At 36.8% G+C, this 20,694-nt stretch carries 19 protein-coding genes, 1 pseudogene and 1 riboswitch; of the genes and pseudogenes, 6 read left to right on the top strand and 14 right to left on the bottom strand.

All coding sequences use genetic code 11. The features are described 5' to 3' along the window. Nucleotides 1-224, top strand: a pseudogene (locus tag F3J23_RS18530) (protein-disulfide reductase); the annotation flags it as partial. 82 nt (nucleotides 225-306) lie between these two features. Then, a complete protein-coding gene (locus F3J23_RS18525; RefSeq protein ID WP_167032505.1) occupies nucleotides 307-1,068 on the top strand; it encodes a TlpA family protein disulfide reductase in 762 nt (253 codons plus the stop codon). Between the two features lie 216 nt (nucleotides 1,069-1,284). On the opposite strand, the gene F3J23_RS18520 is transcribed toward F3J23_RS18525, so the two are convergent. Together F3J23_RS18520 and F3J23_RS18515 are read right to left on the bottom strand one after the other, a co-directional pair. Continuing rightward, nucleotides 1,285-1,962 (bottom strand): LytR/AlgR family response regulator transcription factor, encoded by a 678-nt coding sequence (locus F3J23_RS18520; protein WP_167032503.1) that lies wholly within the window; start codon nucleotides 1,960-1,962, stop codon nucleotides 1,285-1,287. Continuing rightward, entirely contained in the window at nucleotides 1,955-2,974 is a 1,020-nt protein-coding gene (locus F3J23_RS18515) for a sensor histidine kinase (protein ID WP_167032501.1), read from the bottom strand. Before F3J23_RS18515 ends, F3J23_RS18520 begins: the two co-directional genes overlap by 8 nt. A gap of 188 nt (nucleotides 2,975-3,162) precedes the next feature. Here F3J23_RS18515 and F3J23_RS18510 point away from each other — a divergent pair, with 188 nt between their 5' ends. From F3J23_RS18510 to F3J23_RS18500, 3 genes are all read left to right on the top strand, one after another. Further along, nucleotides 3,163-5,286, top strand: a complete 2,124-nt coding sequence (locus F3J23_RS18510; protein ID WP_167032499.1) for an outer membrane beta-barrel family protein — start codon at nucleotides 3,163-3,165, stop codon at nucleotides 5,284-5,286. A gap of 26 nt (nucleotides 5,287-5,312) precedes the next feature. After that, nucleotides 5,313-6,152 carry a DUF5694 domain-containing protein gene (locus tag F3J23_RS18505; protein ID WP_167032497.1) on the top strand — a complete coding sequence of 280 codons (840 nt, stop codon included), beginning with the start codon at nucleotides 5,313-5,315 and terminating at the stop codon, nucleotides 6,150-6,152. Nucleotides 6,153-6,221: 69 nt separating this feature from the next. Continuing rightward, a complete protein-coding gene (locus F3J23_RS18500; protein WP_167032495.1) occupies nucleotides 6,222-8,450 on the top strand; it encodes an outer membrane beta-barrel protein in 2,229 nt (742 codons plus the stop codon). A 194-nt stretch (nucleotides 8,451-8,644) separates the two neighbouring features. Here the strand turns inward: F3J23_RS18500 and F3J23_RS18495 are convergent, their stop codons facing one another. From F3J23_RS18495 to F3J23_RS18440, 12 genes are all read right to left on the bottom strand, one after another. Next, entirely contained in the window at nucleotides 8,645-9,355 is a 711-nt protein-coding gene (locus F3J23_RS18495; RefSeq protein WP_167032493.1) for a HesA/MoeB/ThiF family protein, read from the bottom strand. A 23-nt stretch (nucleotides 9,356-9,378) separates the two neighbouring features. After that, a complete protein-coding gene (thiH, locus tag F3J23_RS18490) occupies nucleotides 9,379-10,497 on the bottom strand; it encodes a 2-iminoacetate synthase ThiH (RefSeq protein ID WP_167032491.1) in 1,119 nt (372 codons plus the stop codon). Between the two features lie 9 nt (nucleotides 10,498-10,506). Beyond that, complete coding sequence (locus tag F3J23_RS18485; RefSeq protein WP_167032489.1) at nucleotides 10,507-11,283, bottom strand: thiazole synthase; 777 nt, start codon at nucleotides 11,281-11,283, stop codon at nucleotides 10,507-10,509. Continuing rightward, on the bottom strand, nucleotides 11,280-11,894 hold the full coding sequence (locus tag F3J23_RS18480) for a thiamine phosphate synthase (RefSeq protein ID WP_167032487.1): 615 nt from the start codon (nucleotides 11,892-11,894) through the stop codon (nucleotides 11,280-11,282). The genes F3J23_RS18485 and F3J23_RS18480 overlap by 4 nt, the downstream gene beginning before the upstream one ends. 5 nt (nucleotides 11,895-11,899) lie before the next feature. Next, nucleotides 11,900-12,634 carry a hydroxymethylpyrimidine/phosphomethylpyrimidine kinase gene (locus tag F3J23_RS18475; RefSeq protein WP_167032485.1) on the bottom strand — a complete coding sequence of 245 codons (735 nt, stop codon included), beginning with the start codon at nucleotides 12,632-12,634 and terminating at the stop codon, nucleotides 11,900-11,902. Further along, nucleotides 12,610-13,197, bottom strand: coding sequence for a thiamine phosphate synthase (locus tag F3J23_RS18470; RefSeq protein ID WP_167032483.1), 588 nt, complete (start codon nucleotides 13,195-13,197; stop codon nucleotides 12,610-12,612). The genes F3J23_RS18475 and F3J23_RS18470 overlap by 25 nt, the downstream gene beginning before the upstream one ends. Then, entirely contained in the window at nucleotides 13,194-15,005 is a 1,812-nt protein-coding gene (gene thiC / locus F3J23_RS18465; RefSeq protein WP_167032481.1) for a phosphomethylpyrimidine synthase ThiC, read from the bottom strand. The genes F3J23_RS18470 and thiC overlap by 4 nt, the downstream gene beginning before the upstream one ends. A 26-nt stretch (nucleotides 15,006-15,031) precedes the next feature. Beyond that, a complete protein-coding gene (thiS, locus tag F3J23_RS18460) occupies nucleotides 15,032-15,238 on the bottom strand; it encodes a sulfur carrier protein ThiS (protein WP_167032479.1) in 207 nt (68 codons plus the stop codon). 58 nt (nucleotides 15,239-15,296) lie between these two features. Further along, nucleotides 15,297-15,393, bottom strand: a riboswitch (TPP riboswitch). Between the two features lie 169 nt (nucleotides 15,394-15,562). Then, entirely contained in the window at nucleotides 15,563-16,240 is a 678-nt protein-coding gene (locus tag F3J23_RS18455) for an RluA family pseudouridine synthase (protein ID WP_167032477.1), read from the bottom strand. An 11-nt stretch (nucleotides 16,241-16,251) separates the two neighbouring features. Then, on the bottom strand, nucleotides 16,252-16,569 hold the full coding sequence (locus tag F3J23_RS18450; protein ID WP_167032475.1) for a hypothetical protein: 318 nt from the start codon (nucleotides 16,567-16,569) through the stop codon (nucleotides 16,252-16,254). Between the two features lie 5 nt (nucleotides 16,570-16,574). Further along, nucleotides 16,575-17,390 (bottom strand): 3-methyl-2-oxobutanoate hydroxymethyltransferase, encoded by an 816-nt coding sequence (gene panB / locus F3J23_RS18445; RefSeq protein WP_034692593.1) that lies wholly within the window; start codon nucleotides 17,388-17,390, stop codon nucleotides 16,575-16,577. A 62-nt stretch (nucleotides 17,391-17,452) separates the two neighbouring features. Continuing rightward, nucleotides 17,453-18,166: a Crp/Fnr family transcriptional regulator gene (locus tag F3J23_RS18440; protein WP_167032473.1), complete on the bottom strand. Its 714-nt coding sequence runs from the start codon at nucleotides 18,164-18,166 to the stop codon at nucleotides 17,453-17,455. Between the two features lie 89 nt (nucleotides 18,167-18,255). On the opposite strand from F3J23_RS18440, the gene F3J23_RS18435 reads away from it, so the two are divergent. Then, the gene (locus tag F3J23_RS18435; protein ID WP_167032471.1) at nucleotides 18,256-20,634 is read left to right on the top strand and encodes a heavy metal translocating P-type ATPase; all 2,379 of its coding nucleotides are present in this window, start codon (nucleotides 18,256-18,258) and stop codon (nucleotides 20,632-20,634) included. Nucleotides 20,635-20,694 lie beyond the last annotated feature (60 nt).

Below are 20,694 nucleotides of genomic sequence, written 5' to 3'. Positions count from 1 at the left end.
CAAAAATTGACCTTGGGGAAGGACAGATCAAAAAGGTAAAAACAATCGGAGACAGATGGAGCTTATTCCAGCAGGTGAATTTCAACAATAATTCACAGCCGCATTATGTGCTCATAACTCCGGAAGGAAAAGTGATCAACAACCCCGTTTCAGGGTATATGCCCAAAGAGGACTTTAAAAAATTCCTCGAATGCGGAGTCAATTTCTATAAGAAAAGTAAATAAACAATCTCTCGTTTTCTATTGTATACCAATTTATAAAAGATTGCGAAAAATAGTAAAAACCATCAATTTAAAAATAGCAAAAATGAAACTAAAAATTAAATTTAAAATTCTAGTGTTTGTAATAGGTATGCTGCCTTTGCACTTTATGGCCCAGTCTTCTGCTGAAGATGTTCTAAAAGGGTTAAAAAAATCAGAGAAACCATTAACTTCATTTAATGGAGAATCTGTTCCGGTTTATTTACCTGAAGGAAAAAGAGTAAAAGGAATGGAGATGATGGAAGCCGTTCAAAGTGGAAATTATGATATTGAACAATACGAGGATGAAAATGGAAACATAAAAGCAATTATGTTCAGAAAACTTACGGAAAAAGAAATTGCGGACAACAAAGAAGCCACAAGAAAAAAAATGGCTGAAAAACAATTTGAAATAAAACCGGCAAAAGACTTTACTGTTGTAGATATGCAGGGTAAATCTTATAATCTGAAAGAATTAAAGGGAAAAATAGTAGTTATCAATTTTTGGTTTACGCAATGTAAACCCTGCCTGATAGAAATACCAGAACTTAATAATCTGGTAGATAAATACTCTGAAAAAGAGGTCGTATTTTTAGGAATTACCTTTGACAATAAAAAAGTTTTACAAAATTTCCTCCCTAAAAAAACTTTTAAATACAATATTATACCGAATGCCAAAAATATCATTTCCTTATATGACGTCAATAGCTATCCTACTCATATCATTATTGATAAAAATTCTAATATTGTTTTTTCTACCAGTGGTTTAGGGCAGGAAACCGTTACTGAGCTGGATTACAATATCAATAAACTTTTACAAAAGCCTTAGTTAAATCATTACTGATAAATATAGATTCTAATGCTTCTAAACCTTATAGGTTTAACCCATAATATCTCTAGTTATTAAAATCAATAGGAGCGGACTAAAGTCCGCTTTTTCTATAAAGCATCCTATTTTTGGCTTTAGTCAAAACTTAGAGCCTTTTCAACCTCCGTTATCTGCTTGAAAACAATATCACATTAAAACTCAATGATAATTCAGATCTTATTTCAATTTATCCAAAAGATTCGCCCTATAACTATCTCCAATAGGGACTTCTAAATCAGACAACATCACTCTTTTAACCCCTATGCTTTTGATTTTATCCAGATTGATGATAAAAGATTTATGAATACGTATAAAACCCTCGGGAAGCTGACTTTCCATCGATTTAAGAGTATCCAGAACGATATATTCTTCATGTATGGTTCGGATATTCACATAGTCCTTAATACTTTCAATGTATATGATCTCATTAAAATGGATGCGGTGTTGCTGTCCGGAAGATTTAACAAAGAAATGACGGCTCTCTTTATTCTGGAGAGAAAAGCGTTCCTGAGCTTTTATGGCACTTTTTTGAAACCGCTCAAAGGAAATAGGTTTCAAAAGATAATCCACAATATTATGTTCATATCCTTCCAAAGCAAATTCTGAATAAGCAGTCGTTAGAATGTATTTTTGCCTGGAACCTATGATCTTCATGAAATTGATCCCCGAAAGCTCCGGCATCTGAATATCCAGAAAAATAAGATCCGAACCGTTATTCTGAATATACTCTAAAGCAAGAATAGGATTCTCCGTAGAGAAAACCAGTTCAAGAAAAGGTGTTTTTTCTACATAGTGCTCAAGAAGAGATATGGCCAGAGGTTCATCATCAACAATGATACATTTGATCTTATTCATTTCGTAAATCAATTTTTAAATCTACAATAAATTCCGTTTCCAAATCTTTGATCATAAGTACATGTTTAGGATACAATATTTCCAAACGCTTTTTCACGTTCTGGATTCCTATTCCGGAAACCGGATCTTTCATTTTTTGTTTTTTAAAATTTAAAAGATAGAAATGCAGAATTTTATCACGATCGGAGATTTTCATCTCAAAACCTTTATCTCGGAAATCACCATGTTTAAAAGCATTTTCTACAAACGGAACCAGCAGCATTGGTGAAATATTCAAATGAGGATATTGAATTTCTTTTTCTATATGAAGCAATTCCGGATTTCTGATCCTGAGCTTCTCCAAGGCAATCAGACTGTCCATATATCCGATTTCCTTGTCCAGAGGAATAAAATCTTTTTCAAGGTCTTTTGTACTGTATCTCAACAACTGCCCCAATTCCTCAATGGCAGGAAGTGCCTTATCTGACTTTTGATAAACAAGAGAATAGATATTATTCAGTGAATTAAAAATAAAATGCGGATTGATCTGCGTTTTCAGCGCCTGAAGCTCTGCCTGTTTTTTTTCTATTAAAAGCTGCTTTTTATCATTTTCAGCCACTCCATATTTTTCAAGTATCCATAGAATTCCGGCAATGAAAACCGTAAGCGAGCCATTATAAATATTATCTGTAAGGTAATACAGAAGCCCTGTATCTTTATTATAGTTCCTGAAGCCAAGAGTATTGGGGAGTAAGATTTCTTCTATCCCATATCGTATCAGACCAAAACATAAAATAGAGATCAAAAATACAAAAGCAGCAGAGTACAGTTTTTCCAGCCTGAATATCTTGGGAATGATAAGCAGGTATAAAATATAAAATGTAGAAATTTCAGTAAAAAAATAAGTAAAATTCAAAACATACCATTGGAATTCCCTACGCTCAGGAAAAAAGAAATAAGGCGCAATGGTATTTCCGATAAAACTGAAACTCCAATAAAAAACCTGCAGCCAGATGATTTGCTTTTTATTCATATTCAAATATAAGCCGATACTGGAATAACTGATAAAATCTTTTCGATGAAAGCCCCTTTTTTTCCGATGAAACTTTTTTGACATGCATAATCAGGTCCTTCATCTAAACGCTATTTCCTTTCAGAGATCCTGACTGTATTTTTGGCTCATAAATGTAACATAATGATGATCTAATCTGTCATTTAAATATGAGAAAAAATATTTTATTCCTAGCAACCCTGATAGGTTCATTTGCTACAGCACAGACTAAAGACACCGCCAGCGTTAAAAAAATAGAGGCAGTCACCGTGAATGGGAAAAAGGTTCTGGTAGAACGTAAAGTAGATCGTTTAGTGTATAATGTTCAAAATTCTATGCTATCACAGGGAAGTTCCGGAACTGAAGTGCTCGCCGGTACACCATTACTTAAAGTGGATGAAAACAAAGGACTTCTCTCTATTGCCGGAAAAAACGGAGTTTCCGTTATGGTAAATGATCGCATGCTTAACCTTTCAGGAGCTGAACTTATCAATTATCTGCGAAATCTTCGTTCGGAAAATATTCTGAAAATTGAAGTTATTACCACACCTCCTGCAAAATATGAAGCTCAGGGAAATAGTGGTATTATCAACATTGTTCTTAAGAAAAACCAAAATCTTGGATGGAGCGGTTACCTGAACACCAACTATACTCAAAAAACATACGCCGGCTTTGGAAGTGTTGCCGGAGTAAATTATCAGAATGAAAAGCTAAAAGCCTCTATAAAACTTCAGGGTTATGACACGGAAAAACGTTCTGTGGAAAACTACAAGATCATAGGTCATAATTCCTCTATCAGCAGAGATGAAAGACGAGACATGAATGATGGTTTAGGTTTAAATGCCAATTTTGATTATTCTCTTACCAAAAATTCCAATATCGGATTGGTGTATGATATTACAAAAGGACATTCCAATATGAATATCAATTCAAAACAGAGATATTATACTGATGAAGCCCTTACCTTGCAGACCGACACAGACTCCAAACACCGTTCTAATTTTACATCACAGATGCTGAACCTGTATTTTGATCAGAAATTCGGAGAACATAAATTAAGTCTTGGAGCTAATTATTATGGAAACCTGCCTGATACAGAGGTTAACTTCACCACAAGAAATGTTGCAGACAACTCTTCCCAGATTGTACGGAATCTCTCTTCTGTAGATTACAAAATCTATTCGGGACAGGCAGACCTTACTTTAAATTTCAAAAAGATCCAGATAGAAACCGGAGCCAAATACAGCCGGTTTTCCAACAATTCGGATATTGGATATTTCAACCTCATCAATAATAATTATATCATAGACCCAGGCAGAAGTAATCTTTTTAATTACGACGAAAAGAATTATGCAGCCTACATCAGCGCCAGTAAAGATCTTAGTGAAAAATGGTCTGCTAAAGCCGGTCTACGTTATGAATATACTCAAACCAACGGATTTTCACCCACTACACAAACAGGGGCTGAGAACAAGTATGGGAAGTTTTTTCCTACTGCATATATCTCTTACAAAGCCAATGAAAACAATCAGTTCAGTCTGAATTATTCCAGAAGGATCAATCGTCCTTATTTCCGTGCATTAGATCCGTTCCGATGGTATTCTAATCCGAATTCATATTATGCCGGAAATCCAAGTTTACAGCCATCTTTTAATCATAATATTGAATTCAATTATATCTTTAAAAATAAATTTTCTGCCAATCTGTATTACCAGAGAACACTTAATAATTTTGACCAGATCACTTTTCTGGATGGGATTAATGTGACCAGTACTTACCAGAATTATTATAATCAGAACTTTTACGGGATCAATCTCAATTATACAGATACTTTTTTCAAAATATGGGAAAGCAATATTTCTACATCGTTCAGCTATAATGAAACACAAATTACCCAGTTTAATGCTATTCCTAAAAACGGGCAGTCATTCTACTATTCCACCAACAATACATTTCAGCTGAATAAAGCTAAAACCTTCTTCCTGTTTTTGAATTACTGGCAGAACCTCCCTTCCCGTGACGGATATACAGCTGTAAGAAACAGATCCAGTCTGGATGCAGGGATCAAGATGAGTTTTGTTGAGAAAGCACTTCAAATCAATCTTTCGGTGAGTGATATCTTCAAACAGTCAGTATACAAAGGAGATATGTATTTCGCTGATAACACACAATCTTTCAACAATTACTGGGATGCCAGAAGAATGACACTCAGCATCACCTATAACTTTGGAAATCAGAAAGTAAAATCAAACAACAGAGCGGTGAATTTTGAAGAGAAAAGCCGTGCTCAATAATTTATAACAATCAAAACAATAAACCTATGAAAACCTTCATTTATATTTTTCTAGTATGTATTTCTACATCACTTTTTGCTCAAAAGAATCCTTCGGATTATTTCAAAAATCCCAAAACCAAAGTTCTTGTTGTAGGTGCTTTCCACTTTGACTATCCTAATCTTGATGCCCATAAAATAAATAAAGAAGACCAGATAGATGTTCTTTCACCCAAAACAGCAAAGGAAGTCACTGAACTTGTAGAATATATCAAAAAATTCAAGCCTACAAAGATTGCTATTGAAGCCTGGCCAAAATGGAATGCCAATCAAAAATTGAAAGAATATACCGAGGGAAAACACAGAGATCAAAGAGATGAGCGTTATCAGCTTGCCATGCGAATTGCAAGTGAACTTAAAATCAATGAACTTTTCAGTGTAGATGCGTCTTCTGTATTGGGTGATCTTATGGAACGTTTTAATAAAGCGGATTCTCTTTATTTTAAAAGGCTAATCGAAGATTATGATTATAAAAGTGATGATCCGGTATCCCAGCAATTTGCCACTTTTTATAAAAGTTCTGACCCAAAAAATTTTAAATCCCTTTTGAAAACCTTTCTGTATATGAATAGCAAAGAATATCACCGCTTTGGATATGGTGCCTATCTGAGCGGAGATTTTAAGCTGAGAGAATATGATGGAGCAGATATGCTGGCTATGAACTGGTATGACAGAAATCTGAGAATATTCCGAAACATTCAAAATATTCCTCATACCAGTGAGGACAGGGTTCTTGTGATTGTCGGGAATGGCCATGCAGCAGTATTGAGGCAGCTTTTTACTTTCTCTGCAGAATATGAATTTATTGAGTTTTCATCATTGAAATAAATAAAATCAACAAAACAGCTGTAACAAAACTTATTTTTCGTCGTCTAACCGGATATTAGTAAAAACATTATGAAAAAAACTATTTTCGCTTTATCATTGGTAAGTTCTATGCTTGTTTTCTCACAAGAAAAGAACACTACTGCTGCTAAAGAAAAACAAATTGAAGGGGTAGTTATCACCAAAACTAAAAAAGCCGTTGAACAAAAGGCAGACCGTACTATTTTCGATTTTTCCGAGCAGCCTCAGCTAAATAACGGAAACGTTTTGGAAGGTATTAAAAAACTTCCGGGGCTTGTATCCACAGATATCGCAGGAATGATGTATCAGGGGAAAATGCTGGATGTATATCTTAACGGAAGACCATTGAATATCACTTCTAATGATTTGAACTCCTTCCTGGAAGGAATGCCGGCTAATTCCGTAGACAGAATTGAAGTGATCACTCAGCCCGGTGCCGAATTTCCCGCTACTTCAGGGGGCGCCATCATGAATATCATCACTAATAAAAATGCTAATAAATATTTAACCGCAACTTATTCCGGAAATTATTCTTTCACGAATTACGACAAATTCAGAAACAGAACCTCAAATTCCCTGAATTTAAATGCCAGAAATAAATATTTCGGATGGCAGTTGAACGTGGGACAAAACTATCGTGAAAGTATGCTTAACGGCCAGCAGGATGAACTTTTAACAACACATACCAGCAGATACGGACGTGGATATTTTGCAAAATCCGGATTGACTTTTGATTTAGGCCAGGACAGATTATTATTAAACTACGATATTTATCACAATAATAATGACAACTATACTTTAAGTGATGGTCATGGAGATTTACCTTTTCAGGATAATCCTAAGGATTTAAGGGAAGCGTTTTATACTTCTTCGGATGTTGCTCATACCAATAACCTGAGACAGGAAGCTGTAGTAACCTATCAGAAACGTTTTGCAGACAAATCTCAAAAATTGGATTTCCAGTTTGGATATACAAGATCAGACAGTAAATTTTCTCAGGATAATTTCTTTCAGGATGGTACATTTGTAATGCCTTCAAATCCACCAATCAACAGTCCTACAAGCGGTTTAAAAGACATTCTGAACAATAAATCTGTGATGAATATTGCTAACTTTAAGGTAGACTATGCACAGCCTATTAAGCTTCTTGATGGAGGAAAAGTGAGCTTCGGAGGGTTGTATGAAAGACAAAAATACAATACGGAAAGTTTTGGGTTAACCAATCTGGAATATCAAAGGCAAACCGCTGCTACGTATCTGGAATTCCAGGCCAAGCTGAAAAAATTTGATTTCATATTGGGTACCCGTGCTGAAAACTATGATATTTCAGGAATAACAAGGTATTTTGACAAAGATGCCAAGCTGGTAGAAGCGAATTTGATTCCTTTCAATAAATTTAAGCTTTTCCCTAATGCAAGTGTACAATATAACCTGATGAAACAGGTCTATGTTGCCGCGAATTACAACAAAAAAATCAGTTTACCGAGTATTTCTGCCCTAAACCCGAATAACGTAACATTCTCCGGACCCAGTACGGAAGTGAATGGTAACCCTAATCTACAGCCTACCATTTTTGATAATTATGAATTAAAAATTTCTGCTTTTGATTATGCATTTATTGGCTACAGCGTGAGTTCGGCAAGCAATCAGGTGGCTCAGATCATCCGAAAAGACGGAAGAAAGCTTTTCAATGAACAGGTAAATATTTCAAATATGAAAATCCACAACTTCAACGTTGGGCTACCGGTTCCTTTTATGATTTTCAGCAAGCCTCTGAGTGAAATCATGAAGTTTGATTTCAATCCTGACAAGATTAATTTCATGTATTTATATGCCGGCTATCAGAAACATGACATCGATAATCTGAATAATAAAGGATTCTGGATTTTCAATATCATGACACAGATTCTTTTGCCTAAGGATATAAAAATGACGGCCAATTACAGCTATCTGACTCCTAAAGCAGGATATTTCTACTTCACCGCTGAGAAACCTTTCAACAACTCGCTCGATATTACTTTCACAAAGAAATTCATGAATAATCGTTTAACGGTTTCCGTTTTCGCGAATGATATTTTCAACGGGCAGATGATGCAGGTACGTTCTAATCCGCCATCAGGAACGCCGGTAATAATCAGCAGCAAATACGATACAAGAAATTTCGGAATTTCCATCAACTATAAAATTCCAACTAAAAATAAGCTGGCGAAAGAAGATCCGAATATCCTGAACCAGACTAAGAAAGAGGATAACGGAGGGGTAATGCAGCAGGGACAATAATTCTTCTCTACAATATAAAAGAAGCAGGCGATAATTATTTTATCACCTGCTTTTTTATGTAGAATAGGTTTGGGCTAAAGCCGATGGATAATATTCTAAAAAGTAAAACAGGCTTCATTTATCCGCTGATACCCGTTTCTATTGATTGTAAAATGGTGTTATTTGTAAAAATAGGAGTGAGTTTAGTATTTGAATTAAAAGTCCAGGGTCTGAAATCTCCAGTCCAACGCATCGATCAGCGTCAATTGATTGACACTTACGGGAAGCTCTGTTATTATTTTTAAAGCCTGAAGAGCCATCATACTGCCAATCATTCCGGGTAAGGCTCCCAGAACACCAAGGCTGTCACAATCTGGTAGATCTTCATCAAAAGGAGGTTCCGGAAAAAGGTCCCTCAGATTTTTGCTTCCTTTATGATTAAACACGGCTACCTGTCCTGAAAACCCCAGAATACTTCCGTAAACCAAGGATTTTTTTAATTTTACACAGATATCGTTTACAAGATATCTTGTTGAAAAATTATCTGATCCATCCACGATAATGTCATACGGAGAAAGAAGCTCTTCAGCATTCCTTTCATTTATTTTTTCTTCAATTCCTATACATGTCACTTTATGATTAAGGCTTTCCACAAATGTTCTGGCACTGTTTACTTTTGATTGTCCTACCCTGTTTTCACTATGAATAACCTGCCTGTTCAGATTATGAAGTTCCACCCAATCAAAATCTGCAACTCCTAAAGTTCCTACTCCTGCAGCTGCCAGATATTGTATAATGGGGCTTCCTAATCCTCCGGCTCCTATTACAAGGACTTTTGAAGCCATAATCTTCTTTTGCCCGTCCAGTCCAATTTCTTCGATAAATATCTGACGGCTGTATCGTGAGAAAAGGTCTTCTTTTTTCATATCCTTTATAAATCATTAAAAATTTAAAATCCACTATAGACAGAATCCCAGTCTTTCATGACAGGATCATAGCCAGCTTTTCTGATCATGGTTTTGATTTCTTCCATACTTCGCTCATCACTGGTTTCAAACTGTTCCAAAGATTCTTTATCCACGGAATACCCCCCCGGATTGGTTTTGGAACCTGCACTCATTGCTGTTGCCCCCAAAGACACAATATTGTTTCTGAACACTTCATTTTCCCTCGTGGATATTGATATTTCCAGATCTTCATTCCAGATTCTGTAAGCACAGATCAATTGAAGCAGATCTTTGTCTTCCATAATAAAATTAGGTTCAATAATGCCTTCAGCCGGTCTCAGCCTTGGAAATGAAACAGAAAACTTACTTTTCCAGTATTGTTTTTGCAGGTAATCAATATGTAAGGCATTGAAAAAACTGTCAACGCGCCAGTCTTCCAGGCCCAATAAAACACCAAGTCCTATTTTATGGATTCCCGCATTCCCAATTCTATCCGGTGTTTCCAGGCGGAAATGAAAATTGGATTTTTTACCTTTTGGGTGATATTCTTTATAAACTTCCTGATGATAGGTTTCCTGATAAACCAAAACAGAATGCACTCCTTCTTCATGGAGAAGCTTGTATTCTTCTTCCATTAAGGGCTGAACTTCAATGGATATATTGGCAAAATGAGGTTTCAACAGACGGACAGCATTCTGAAAGTAAGGGACTCCCACTATTTTATTGGCTTCTCCGCTTACCAGCAATACATGGTTTACTCCCATTGATTTTAATACGGATGCTTCTATCATCAGTTCTGTATCGGAAAGTGTTTTTCTTTTTAAATGATTATCTAGACTGAATCCGCAATAGGTACAGATATTCTGGCATTCATTACTAAGGTACAGCGGAGCATAGAGCTGAATGGTTTTCCCAAATCTTTTCCGGGTAAGGGCCTGCGCCATTCCTGCCATCAATTCCAATTCCTGGGAAGCGGCTGGTGAAAGGAGGTTCAAAAAATCATCAAGGGTTTTATTCTTTTTCTGAAGACTATTTCTTACCTCGGAAAGACTTACTTTTTTAAGCTTATTCTTTACTTCGTCCCACTGATAGTTTTCAAAAACATCTTTAAAACTTTTCATGATCCTGATTTATTCAAATAAAAATGAAGTGAGCGGACTTGATGCTTCGGCATGGCTGGCTATTGCTCCTAATCCGGATTCAAAAGCTCTTCTCCCGGCAATTACACCTTCTTTAAAAGCCACAGCCATGTTAACAGGATTTCGCGCTACCGCAATCGCAGTATTTACCAAAACTGCATCGGCTCCCATTTCCATTGCTTTTGCTGCATCTGACGGCGCCCCAATTCCTGCATCTACTACCACGGGAACATTACTCTGGCTGATGATAATTTCCAGGAAATCCAGTGTTCTTAATCCTTTATTAGTACCAATTGGCGCTCCCAAAGGCATTACGACAGCTGTTCCGGCATCTTCAAGACGTTTGCATAAAACAGGGTCTGCATGAATATAAGGCATCACCACAAATCCTAATTTGGCCAGTTCTTCAGTAGCATATAAAGTTTCAATAGGGTCCGGAAGTAAATATTTAGGATCTGGATGAATTTCCAGTTTTACCCAGTTGGTTTCAAGTGCCTCTCTGGCTAATTGTGCTGCCAATACAGCTTCTTTAGCAGTTCTCGCTCCTGAAGTATTCGGCAGAAGATGAACCTTCGTTTCTCTTAATGAATCCAGCAGATCATCTTCTGAGGATTGTGCATCAATTCTTTTTAAGGCCATCGTCACCATATCGGTTTCTGAGGCGATGACAGATTCCACCATATTGCTGAGACTTCCGAATTTTCCTGTTCCCAAAAACAATCTTGATTCGAAAGTTCTGTCTGCTATTATTAATTTTTGATTCTTCATATCATTACTTTTTTAAATTCATTAATCACTGATGGCTGTTTTGTGATAGCTCCTGACACTGATACCCCATAGATACCGATTTCCTGTAATGGTAAAAGATCCTCAGGATGAACGCTTCCGATTGCAAAGATTTTAGGAATTTCTATTGATTGTTCTCTTAAACCGTTAATGATTTCCTGATAGCCTTCAAATCCAAGAACCGGGCTTAGCTTTTCTTTGGTAGCTGTAAATCTCAATGGTCCCAAACCAATATAATCACAAGGTTCATTGATCCTCTGAAGCACATCTTCAAGCGTATTGGCAGTTCCACCAATAATTTTATTTTCTCCCAGTATTAATCTTGCTTCTTTGATAGAACTATCATTCAAGCCTAAATGCACCCCGTCGGCATCTATTTCTTTTGCCAGCCCTACATGGTCATTGATTATGCAAACCGCCTGATATTCTGAGCAAAGTTGTTTTGAAATTTCACAAAGACTGATCAATTCATTCTCAGGAGCATTTTTCCATCTCACCTGTACCCATTTGATTCCGTTATCTAAGGCTTTCCGAATATGAAGTTCCTGCTCCTGTATTGTATTTCCCTGTGATATGTATTGTAATTTTTCCATGTTTACTATGAATGCGTTCCCAGCAAAGTGGGATTGCTGTTTAAAAATTTTTCGATGTATAACTTTCCTTTCCTGCAGGCCGTTTCCATATTTTCCCCTTTCGCCAGTTCTGCTGTAATGACAGAAGATAAAACACAGCCTGAACCATGTTTCGGAAAACAGTTTGTCGTATGATTTGGCAGCAAAAAGATCTCTTTTCCATTTTTAACTAAAATATCCGTTCCTAAAAGCTCTTTCCGATGTCCTCCTTTGATGAGCAATGAACATTTATTCGTATCCGGTAAAAGTCCATTTTCCTTTAAAACACTATATTCATTATAGTTAGGTGTAATTAAACTGAGTTCATTAATGATATTCTTCAATTTCGAAAGAGAATCATGATCAAAAAAAGTAAACTCTGAAGTGCTTTTCAAAACAGGATCCCAGACAATTTCTGTTTCGGGATTACCAGTCTTTACCGTTTCAATAATTCTACCCAGAAATTCTGCATCCTTCACGATTCCGATTTTCACCGCTGAAATAGAATAATTTTTCATCAGCACTTCAACAGCTTCAGTCACTTCATCTACGGAACGCCATTCCAAACTCAGGCATTCAGAAGCGGTCTGTAATGTTAATGCCGTACAAACTCCCAATCCCATAACTTTCGATTGTTCAAAGGTTTTACTGTCTGATAATAAACCTGCTCCGCCGCTCGGATCGAAGCCCGCAATACTCATAACATAAGGGCGTTCCTGCATTTTTTGTATACTTTTAATGGTTCTTCGCTTTCCCAGATTGCACCCAATAAAGCGGCACCCTCTACATCAGCCTCAAAGACTTCATGAATATTATTCTGATTAATCCCTCCTAAAGCAATCAATTTTACATCCGGATTGTTTCTCAGTTTTATTTCTTCCATAATTGTTGAATTCAGACCGTATCCCTTTTTGGATATACTTGGAAAGAACGGGCTTATGAAGGCATACTCCCATTCTTTATCCAAAGTATTATAGTTAGTGATATCGTGCACTGAAGTTGATAGAGTATTTTCCTCTGCAAAAGGTTTATATTTTTCTTCCTGCCGATCAATCTCCCTGAAATGAAACCTTGAAATATGATACTCTTTTCCAAGATCATAATGAGTATGCAGCACCAACTGCGGATGAAAAGCTGTATCAATCTTGCTGATAAACTCAATCATTTCTTTCCTGCTAATCCATGGTTTGCGGATGTGAAGCAAATCAAGACCTTCCTGAAACATCTCATTAATAGTATCAGTTTCGTTCAGAACAATTAATTCAGGGGTGATAACAAGGATCATATATAGATTTCTTTCCCTTTTTCAATAAACTCCTGAGATTTATCCAGCATTCCTTTTTCTGCAGATTCACGAATTTCCTGAGTAATCTTCATGGAACAGAATTTCGGTCCGCACATAGAACAGAAGTGGGCTATTTTTGCTCCTTCTGCCGGAAGTGTTTCATCATGGTAAGCTCTTGCAGTCTCAGGATCTAATGAAAGGTTGAACTGATCTTCCCATCTGAATTCAAACCTTGCTTTACTTAAGGCGTTGTCTCTGTACTGTGCACCGGGATGCCCTTTTGCCAGATCTGCTGCATGTGCGGCCAGTTTATAGGTGATTACCCCTACTTTTACATCATCTTTATTCGGAAGTCCTAAATGTTCCTTCGGAGTCACATAGCAAAGCATTGCACAACCAAACCACCCGATCATGGCAGCCCCGATCCCTGAAGTAATGTGATCATAGCCTGGTGCAATATCAGTTGTCAAAGGGCCTAATGTATAAAAAGGAGCTTCGTGGCATTCTTTCAGCTGTTTATCCATATTTTCTTTAATCATATGCATCGGAACGTGTCCCGGGCCTTCAATCATGACTTGTACATTATGTTTCCAGGCTATTTTGGTTAGCTCACCTAAAGTTTCCAGTTCTGCAAACTGTGCTGCGTCATTAGCATCTGCAATAGATCCCGGACGAAGACCGTCTCCAAGAGAAAAAGCAACGTCATACTTTTTCATGATCTCACAAATCTCTTCAAAATGAGTATACAGGAAGCTTTCTTTATGATGGAACAAACACCATTTTGCCATAATAGACCCTCCTCTGGAAACAATTCCGGTTACTCTGTTGGCTGTTAAATGAATGTATCTCAACAAAACTCCCGCATGGATTGTAAAATAAGAAACGCCCTGCTCAGCCTGTTCAATCAGGGTATCTCTAAAAATTTCCCATGTAAGATCTTCAGGAACTCCTTTTACTTTTTCCAATGCCTGATAAATAGGAACGGTACCAATAGGAACCGGACTGTTTCTGATGATCCATTCTCTTGTTTCGTGAATATTTTTCCCGGTTGAAAGGTCCATAATTGTGTCAGCTCCCCATCGGCAAGCCCAAACTGCTTTTTCTACTTCCTCTTCAATACTGGATGAAACGGCACTATTTCCGATATTGGCATTGATTTTCACTAGAAAATTTCTTCCGATAATCATTGGCTCACTTTCCGGATGGTTGATGTTATTCGGAATGATCGCTCTTCCTGCAGCAATTTCATCTCTTACGAATTCCGGAGTGATTTTGCTTTTCGGTGTATTGGCTCCAAAACTGTGTCCTGGATGTTGAAAAGCCATCTCTTTTGATACGGATTCCAGCTGTTCTATTCTTTGATTTTCTCTGATCGCAATATATTCCATTTCAGGGGTAATAATTCCCTGTTTTGCATAGTAAAGCTGGGTCAATTCTTTTCCTTCCTGTGCTACTTTAGGTTTATGATCGTAGGAGAATCTTAATTCATCAAGACGTGGATCTGCTAAACGGGCTTTCCCGTATTCAGAAGTGATTCCGTCCAGGATATTTACGTCATTTCTGTCCAGAATCCATTGTTCTCTTATCCTTGGAAGTCCTTTTTGAATGTCAATAACTGCATTTTCGTCAGTATAAGGCCCTGAAGTGTCGTAAATGGTTACCGGAGCATTATGTTCAAAGCCGCCATTGGTAAGTTTGGTGGGACTAAGCTGTATTTCACGCATGGCTACGCTGATTGGATGTATTTTACCTTCAACGTAAATTTTCTTTGAGTTCGGAAATGGCGAACATGTAATGGAGTGAGCCATAATTTTTGGGGTATTAAATATGAGAATTAACCGCCTTGAGTGGCAGTAATGATTAAAATTGAATCTTGATTGTTAAGGATTGTTTCCGCCCAGGCAGAGAGCGGAATGATACGATTGTTTAGAGCAACGGCAATGCCCTTTTTCTTTCCGGGCAGCTCAATAGCCAGTAATGCTTCCAGATTTTCAGGAAGTATTTCAAATGTTTTTCGGGTGTGGTTGATTATAAGTTCCATTCCTAAATAATTTAAGTACACTTTAGGAATGGCTATTATTGTACAATAGAATGTACAGCAAAAGTCATCTACTTTTCCCTACGCTGGTATGATCCAGATCAGGTTCAAAGGGTAAAGTCTCAGTCTGTTGATAACAGACACCCCTAAAGTATGGGACGAAGTTAGTTATTTTTTCAGAATGGGCAAAATTTTTGATAGAGATGGAAACAGGATGACGGAGGACCGAGATGTAATAGCCTGAAATTTTTTTTGAATTTATTTAAATAAAAAATGGAAACTGAATCACTTCCAGTTTCCATTTTTTATAAGTTCCTTTTCCGTTAATTACTCTTCACAAGCTCTCCAAATCGCATCATTTTGTGGAACCGGAGCTATAATTTCAATTTTCTCTTTAGTCACAGGATGAATAAACTCCAGTTTTCTTGCATGAAGATTGATCCCTCCATCCGGATTGGAGCGTGGAGATCCATATTTTAAATCGCCTTTGATCGGAACACCCGTTTTGGATAACTGAGCACGGATCTGGTGGTGTCTTCCTGTTTCAAGATCAATTTCAAGAAGCAGATAATTATCCAGTGTTTTAATGACGTGATAAGTTAAGATAGCTTCTTTCGCTCCATCTGTAGCCTTAGGAAACACAATGGCTTTATTATTTTTTTCATTTTTCTTTAAATAATGAATAAGCCTTTGGCTCTGTGGAATCATCTCTTTTCCCACAACTGCCCAATATGTTTTTTTAACTTCACGATTCTTCACCATCTGAGTCAAACGTGAAAGTGCTTTGGAAGTTTTTGCATAAATTACTAAGCCTGATGTAGGCCGGTCTATGCGATGAACCAAACCGAGAAAGACATTTCCCGGCTTAGCATCTCTTATTTTTATAAAATTTTTTATAGATTCCAGTAGTGATTCATCGCCCGTTTTATCGCCCTGTACGAGCTGGCCGACTTTTTTATTAACCACTAAAAGATGGTTGTCTTCATATACAATCTGCTCCTTCATATTTTTTCAGTCTATCTTCTCCTATTAGATAATGACAGGATAATCCCCGCCAGAAGCCCTACTGTTTTAATCGCTGAAAGATTTGAACCCTCTGGTATAAAAGCTCCCAATACGCAGATAACAGCAGCTGCATACATAGCGTAAACAAAGTTTTTGTTGGTAAGCAGCGGAGCCTGAATGAAGAAGCTAGCTCCTATCAGAACATAAAAAATTTTTCTTGAAAGCAAGTGATTGATTTCCGGGGAAAATAAATTAAACCACCCTACTGCAAGACAGATCAGCGCTGCAATAGATAATATTCCCTGAATAGATTGTTGTTGGTTCTGCATATGAATTAATAGCTTTCGTTTTCGTTTGGAAATTCAACAGATTTCACATCTTTTACATATTGAGCAACCGCTCCCGTAATTTCGGTGTAAAGATCAAGGTATCTTCTTAAGAATTTCGGACTGAAGCCTTTGTTCATTCCTACCATATCGTGATATACAAGAACTTGTCCGTCACAGTCTGCTCCCGCACCAATCCCGATCGTAGGAATAGAGATACTTTCAGTAACTTTCTTTGCTAATTCTGCCGGAATTTTTTCCAATACAATGGAAAAACATCCCAATTCTTCCAAAAGCTGTGCATCAGCAATCAGTTTTTCAGCTTCTGCCTCTTCTTTAGCTCTTACTTTATAGGTTCCGAATTTATAAATGGATTGTGGCGTTAATCCTAAATGTCCCATTACCGGAATTCCTGCATTGATAATTTTTTTGATCGATTTGGAAATTTCTTTTCCTCCTTCAATCTTTACCGCATGCGCACCTCCTTCCTTCATCATTCTTACCGCCGATTCCAATGCTTTTTCAGGATTACTCTGATAAGTTCCGAAAGGCAGATCTGCTACTACCAAAGCTCTGTCAGTTCCTCTTACCACACTTTGAGCATGATAGATCATCTGATCCAGTGTAATAGGTAGTGTAGTTTCAAAACCAGCCATTACATTCGCTGCAGAGTCTCCAATCAAAATAGCATCCACACCTCCTGCGTCTACCATCTTTGCAGTAGTAAAATCGTAGGCTGTAAGCATTGTTATTTTTTCCTTGTCGAATTTCATTTTACGCAAGGTTTCAGTTGTAACTTTTTTAATTTCAGAGTGAACAGACATAATTTATCTATTTTTAAAAGTTAAAAAGTCGGCCCTGAGCCGACTTAAGTTTTCTATGATTTTTATAAAACTACGTGACCGAGTTTCATGAGTTTATCGTGATTTAAGATCTTGATATTTCTTCCGTCCACTTCAATCAGGCTATCCTGTTTGAATTCCGAGATGAGACGGATGGCACTTTCTGTGGCAGTACCAATAATGTTGGCAATTTCTTCCCTTGTTAATGAGATCTTGATGAAACCTTCCGGATCTACTCCCAGTTTCTGTTCTAAAAGCAATAGGATTTCGGCCAGTCTTTCTCTTACAGTTTTCTGTGCAAGGAAAGTAATGGTATTGGAAGATTCTCCTAATTCGTATGAAATTTTCTGAAGCATTACGAAAGACAGCTGTGGATCTACCTCCAGAAGATACATGAAAATATCAGCGGGTAAGAAAACACATTCAATATCTGTCATTGCTTCTGCTTTGGCCTGGAAATTTTCCCCGCAAAGCAAAGAACGATAGCCGATGATATCTCCTTCTTTGATAAATCTTAAAATCTGATCTTTCCCGAATGCTCCTGATTTGGATAATTTAGCGGCTCCTTTCTCAAGAACAAATACTCCTTTCGGAGCTTCTCCATCCTCGAAAATAGTATCGTGTTTCTGAAAACTCAATCTTTTTTTACCGTTAATATATTTTTCAAAATCTGCGCTAGAAAGTCTTTCCTTAAATGATTTATCATTAAAAACTCTGGCGAACCTCTCTTCAATTGCTATCTGTTGTTCCTGCGGCATTTTATATGATATTTATCACAAAAATAGAACTTTTTAACACGATAAACAAAAAAAATTGTTATAATTTTGTACTTCAATATTTTATGGTGGTGAGCGAGAACTGTTTTCATTGTGGTCAAGGTATAGAAAAAGAGAGAATTTTATTTGATGAAAAGACTTTCTGTTGTAATGGATGTAAGTCTGTTTACGAAATTCTAAATTTAAATAATTTAAGCAATTTCTATGAACTTAATAAGGGGGCAGGAATTCGTCCGAATGATGAAAATGCTACCCAGTTTGATTACTTAGACACCCCGGAAATCTTTGAAAAAGTGACTGATTTTTCTGAAGGAAATACAAGCCTTGTCACATTCAAAATCCCTGTAATCCACTGTTCTTCTTGTATCTGGCTATTGGAAAGCCTTCATACTTTAAATCCACATATTAAATATTCACAGGTAAACTTTACAAGGAAAACCTTACAGATATCATTCAGCCATAATGACCTGAAATTAAGCGAACTAGCTAAATTTCTAACCAACCTAGGGTATAAACCCGTTATCAGTCTTGAAACTGCTGATAAAAATGAAGATCATCTCGACAAATCTTTATTAGTAAAATTTGCCATTGCAGCTTTTGCTTTCGGTAACGGAATGTTCCTTGCCTTTCCTGAATATATTGGAGGTGAAGATTATTGGATGGAACATTATAAAGGCTTATTCAGAACTTTGATATTCCTTTTGGCTACACCCGTTGTATTTTACTCAGCTTCAGATTATTATAAATCTGCATGGTACGGGCTAAAAAATAAGATCGTTAATATTGATGTCCCAATTGTTCTAGGAATTTTTGTTCTATACGGAAGAAGTATTTATGAAGTGGTAACAGATTATGGCCCAGGATATTTCGATACCCTTTGTGGACTTTTATTCTTTATGCTTCTCGGGAAAATTTTCCAAAAAAGAACATACAATGCTCTTTCTTACGACAGAGATTACAAATCTTTCTATCCGATTGCCGTAACAAAAGTTGATTTCGAAGGAAAACAGGATAATATTTTACTTTCAGAAATAAAAGTTGGCGACAGAATTCTCGTTAGAAATCAGGAAATCATTCCTGTTGACGGAATTCTGATCAATGGAGAAGGAAATATAGACAATAGCTTCATCACGGGAGAAAGTGAAAGTATCAGTAAACAGCCTGGCGATAAGATTTTTGCAGGAGGGAAGCAGATAGGTTCATCTCTGGAACTGGAAGTTATCAAGGATGTTGACCAAAGTTATCTTACCCAGCTTTGGAACAAAGAAGCCTTTAAGAAACATGAGACCGGGCTTGACACACTGACCAACAACATTAGTAAATATTTCACGTTCATTATTTTAGGTATTGCCCTTGTTGCAGGAACTTATTGGGCATTCATAGATCTGGAGAAAATGTTTCAGGTTATCTCCGCCATTCTGATTATTGCCTGTCCTTGCGCACTTGCATTGTCTGCTCCGTTCACTTTCGGACACATTATGAGGATTTTAGGCCGAAATAAATTCTATGTAAAAGATACTTTAACGATTGAAAAAATAGCGAAACTGGACACTATTGTTTTTGATAAAACAGGAACAATTACCCATAGAAAGAAATCAAATATCAGATATGAAGGATCTGACATCAATGAATTTGATTCTCTGAATATCAAAACATTATTAAAGAATTCCAATCACCCACTTTCAAAATCATTATATGAATTTATAGAAGTAAGTGACGATTATTATCCTGTAGAAAACTTCCGTGAAATTTCCGGAAAAGGATATGAAGCCAGCGTGAGAGGAAATCTATACAAAATTGGCTCTGCAAGATATAACGATCAGGAACCTAAAAACCTTGAAACGGCAGTTTATATCAGCAAAAACGGACAGTTTTTAGGCAAATTTATCTTCAAAAACGAATACCGTCCTAAACTGAAAGAACTTTTTACCAAATTAACCAACTACAAAATATTTATCTTGAGCGGAGATAATTCTTCAGAAGAAAATCAGCTTAAGGAACTTATCCCGAACTATAAAGGAATGGCCTTTAATCAAAGTCCTGAAGATAAACTGAACTACATAAAAGCCCTTCAGGATCAGCACATGAAAGTAGCAATGCTTGGAGACGGACTTAATGATGCAGGAGCATTAAAGCAGAGTAATGTAGGTATTGCAATTGCTGATGACACGAACAGCTTCACCCCTTCTTCCGATGTGATCATGAATGGTGAAAAAGTGGTGAATTTAGACCATTACCTGAACGTTTGCAAGGGATCTATCACGATTGTGAAAATGACATTTATAATCAGTTTTCTATATAATATCGTTGGTTTAAGTTACGCAGTCACAGGACATATGCATCCCCTCTTTGCAGCAATCATTATGCCAATCAGTTCGATCACGGTGGTTACATTCACCACACTTTCAACCTGGATTTTAGGGCGGAAATATTTCAAAAAGCAGGCGTAAAAGCCCTTATTTAGACTGATTTTAAATTAGATGAAATCGGCATTTCGTGATGAATGTCAT

Source organism: Chryseobacterium sp. Tr-659 (assembly GCF_011752975.1).
In the GTDB taxonomy this organism is placed as follows: Bacteria; Bacteroidota; Bacteroidia; order Flavobacteriales; family Weeksellaceae; genus Chryseobacterium.
The sequence above is the reverse complement of the archived record's forward strand: the minus strand, read 5'-3'. Positions and strand labels throughout refer to the sequence as shown.

Bases quoted from the DNA above. Each gene is read 5' to 3' on its own strand.
- F3J23_RS18455 (WP_167032477.1), bottom strand. From the start codon at position 16,240: ATGAAGGAGCAGATTGTATATGAAGACAACCATCTTTTAGTGGTTAAT.
- F3J23_RS18450 (WP_167032475.1), bottom strand. From the start codon at position 16,569: ATGCAGAACCAACAACAATCTATTCAGGGAATATTATCTATTGCAGCG.
- F3J23_RS18475 (WP_167032485.1), bottom strand. From the start codon at position 12,634: ATGCAGGAACGCCCTTATGTTATGAGTATTGCGGGCTTCGATCCGAGC.
- panB (WP_034692593.1), bottom strand. From the start codon at position 17,390: ATGTCTGTTCACTCTGAAATTAAAAAAGTTACAACTGAAACCTTGCGT.
- F3J23_RS18500 (WP_167032495.1), top strand. From the start codon at position 6,222: ATGAAAAAAACTATTTTCGCTTTATCATTGGTAAGTTCTATGCTTGTT.
- thiH (WP_167032491.1), bottom strand. From the start codon at position 10,497: ATGAAAAGTTTTAAAGATGTTTTTGAAAACTATCAGTGGGACGAAGTA.
- F3J23_RS18510 (WP_167032499.1), top strand. From the start codon at position 3,163: ATGAGAAAAAATATTTTATTCCTAGCAACCCTGATAGGTTCATTTGCT.
- thiS (WP_167032479.1), bottom strand. From the start codon at position 15,238: ATGGAACTTATAATCAACCACACCCGAAAAACATTTGAAATACTTCCT.
- F3J23_RS18495 (WP_167032493.1), bottom strand. From the start codon at position 9,355: ATGAAAAAAGAAGACCTTTTCTCACGATACAGCCGTCAGATATTTATC.
- F3J23_RS18505 (WP_167032497.1), top strand. From the start codon at position 5,313: ATGAAAACCTTCATTTATATTTTTCTAGTATGTATTTCTACATCACTT.
- F3J23_RS18440 (WP_167032473.1), bottom strand. From the start codon at position 18,166: ATGCCGCAGGAACAACAGATAGCAATTGAAGAGAGGTTCGCCAGAGTT.
- F3J23_RS18470 (WP_167032483.1), bottom strand. From the start codon at position 13,197: ATGATCCTTGTTATCACCCCTGAATTAATTGTTCTGAACGAAACTGAT.
- thiC (WP_167032481.1), bottom strand. From the start codon at position 15,005: ATGGCTCACTCCATTACATGTTCGCCATTTCCGAACTCAAAGAAAATT.
- F3J23_RS18480 (WP_167032487.1), bottom strand. From the start codon at position 11,894: ATGGAAAAATTACAATACATATCACAGGGAAATACAATACAGGAGCAG.
- F3J23_RS18520 (WP_167032503.1), bottom strand. From the start codon at position 1,962: ATGAATAAGATCAAATGTATCATTGTTGATGATGAACCTCTGGCCATA.
- F3J23_RS18515 (WP_167032501.1), bottom strand. From the start codon at position 2,974: ATGAATAAAAAGCAAATCATCTGGCTGCAGGTTTTTTATTGGAGTTTC.
- F3J23_RS18525 (WP_167032505.1), top strand. From the start codon at position 307: ATGAAACTAAAAATTAAATTTAAAATTCTAGTGTTTGTAATAGGTATG.
- F3J23_RS18485 (WP_167032489.1), bottom strand. From the start codon at position 11,283: ATGAAGAATCAAAAATTAATAATAGCAGACAGAACTTTCGAATCAAGA.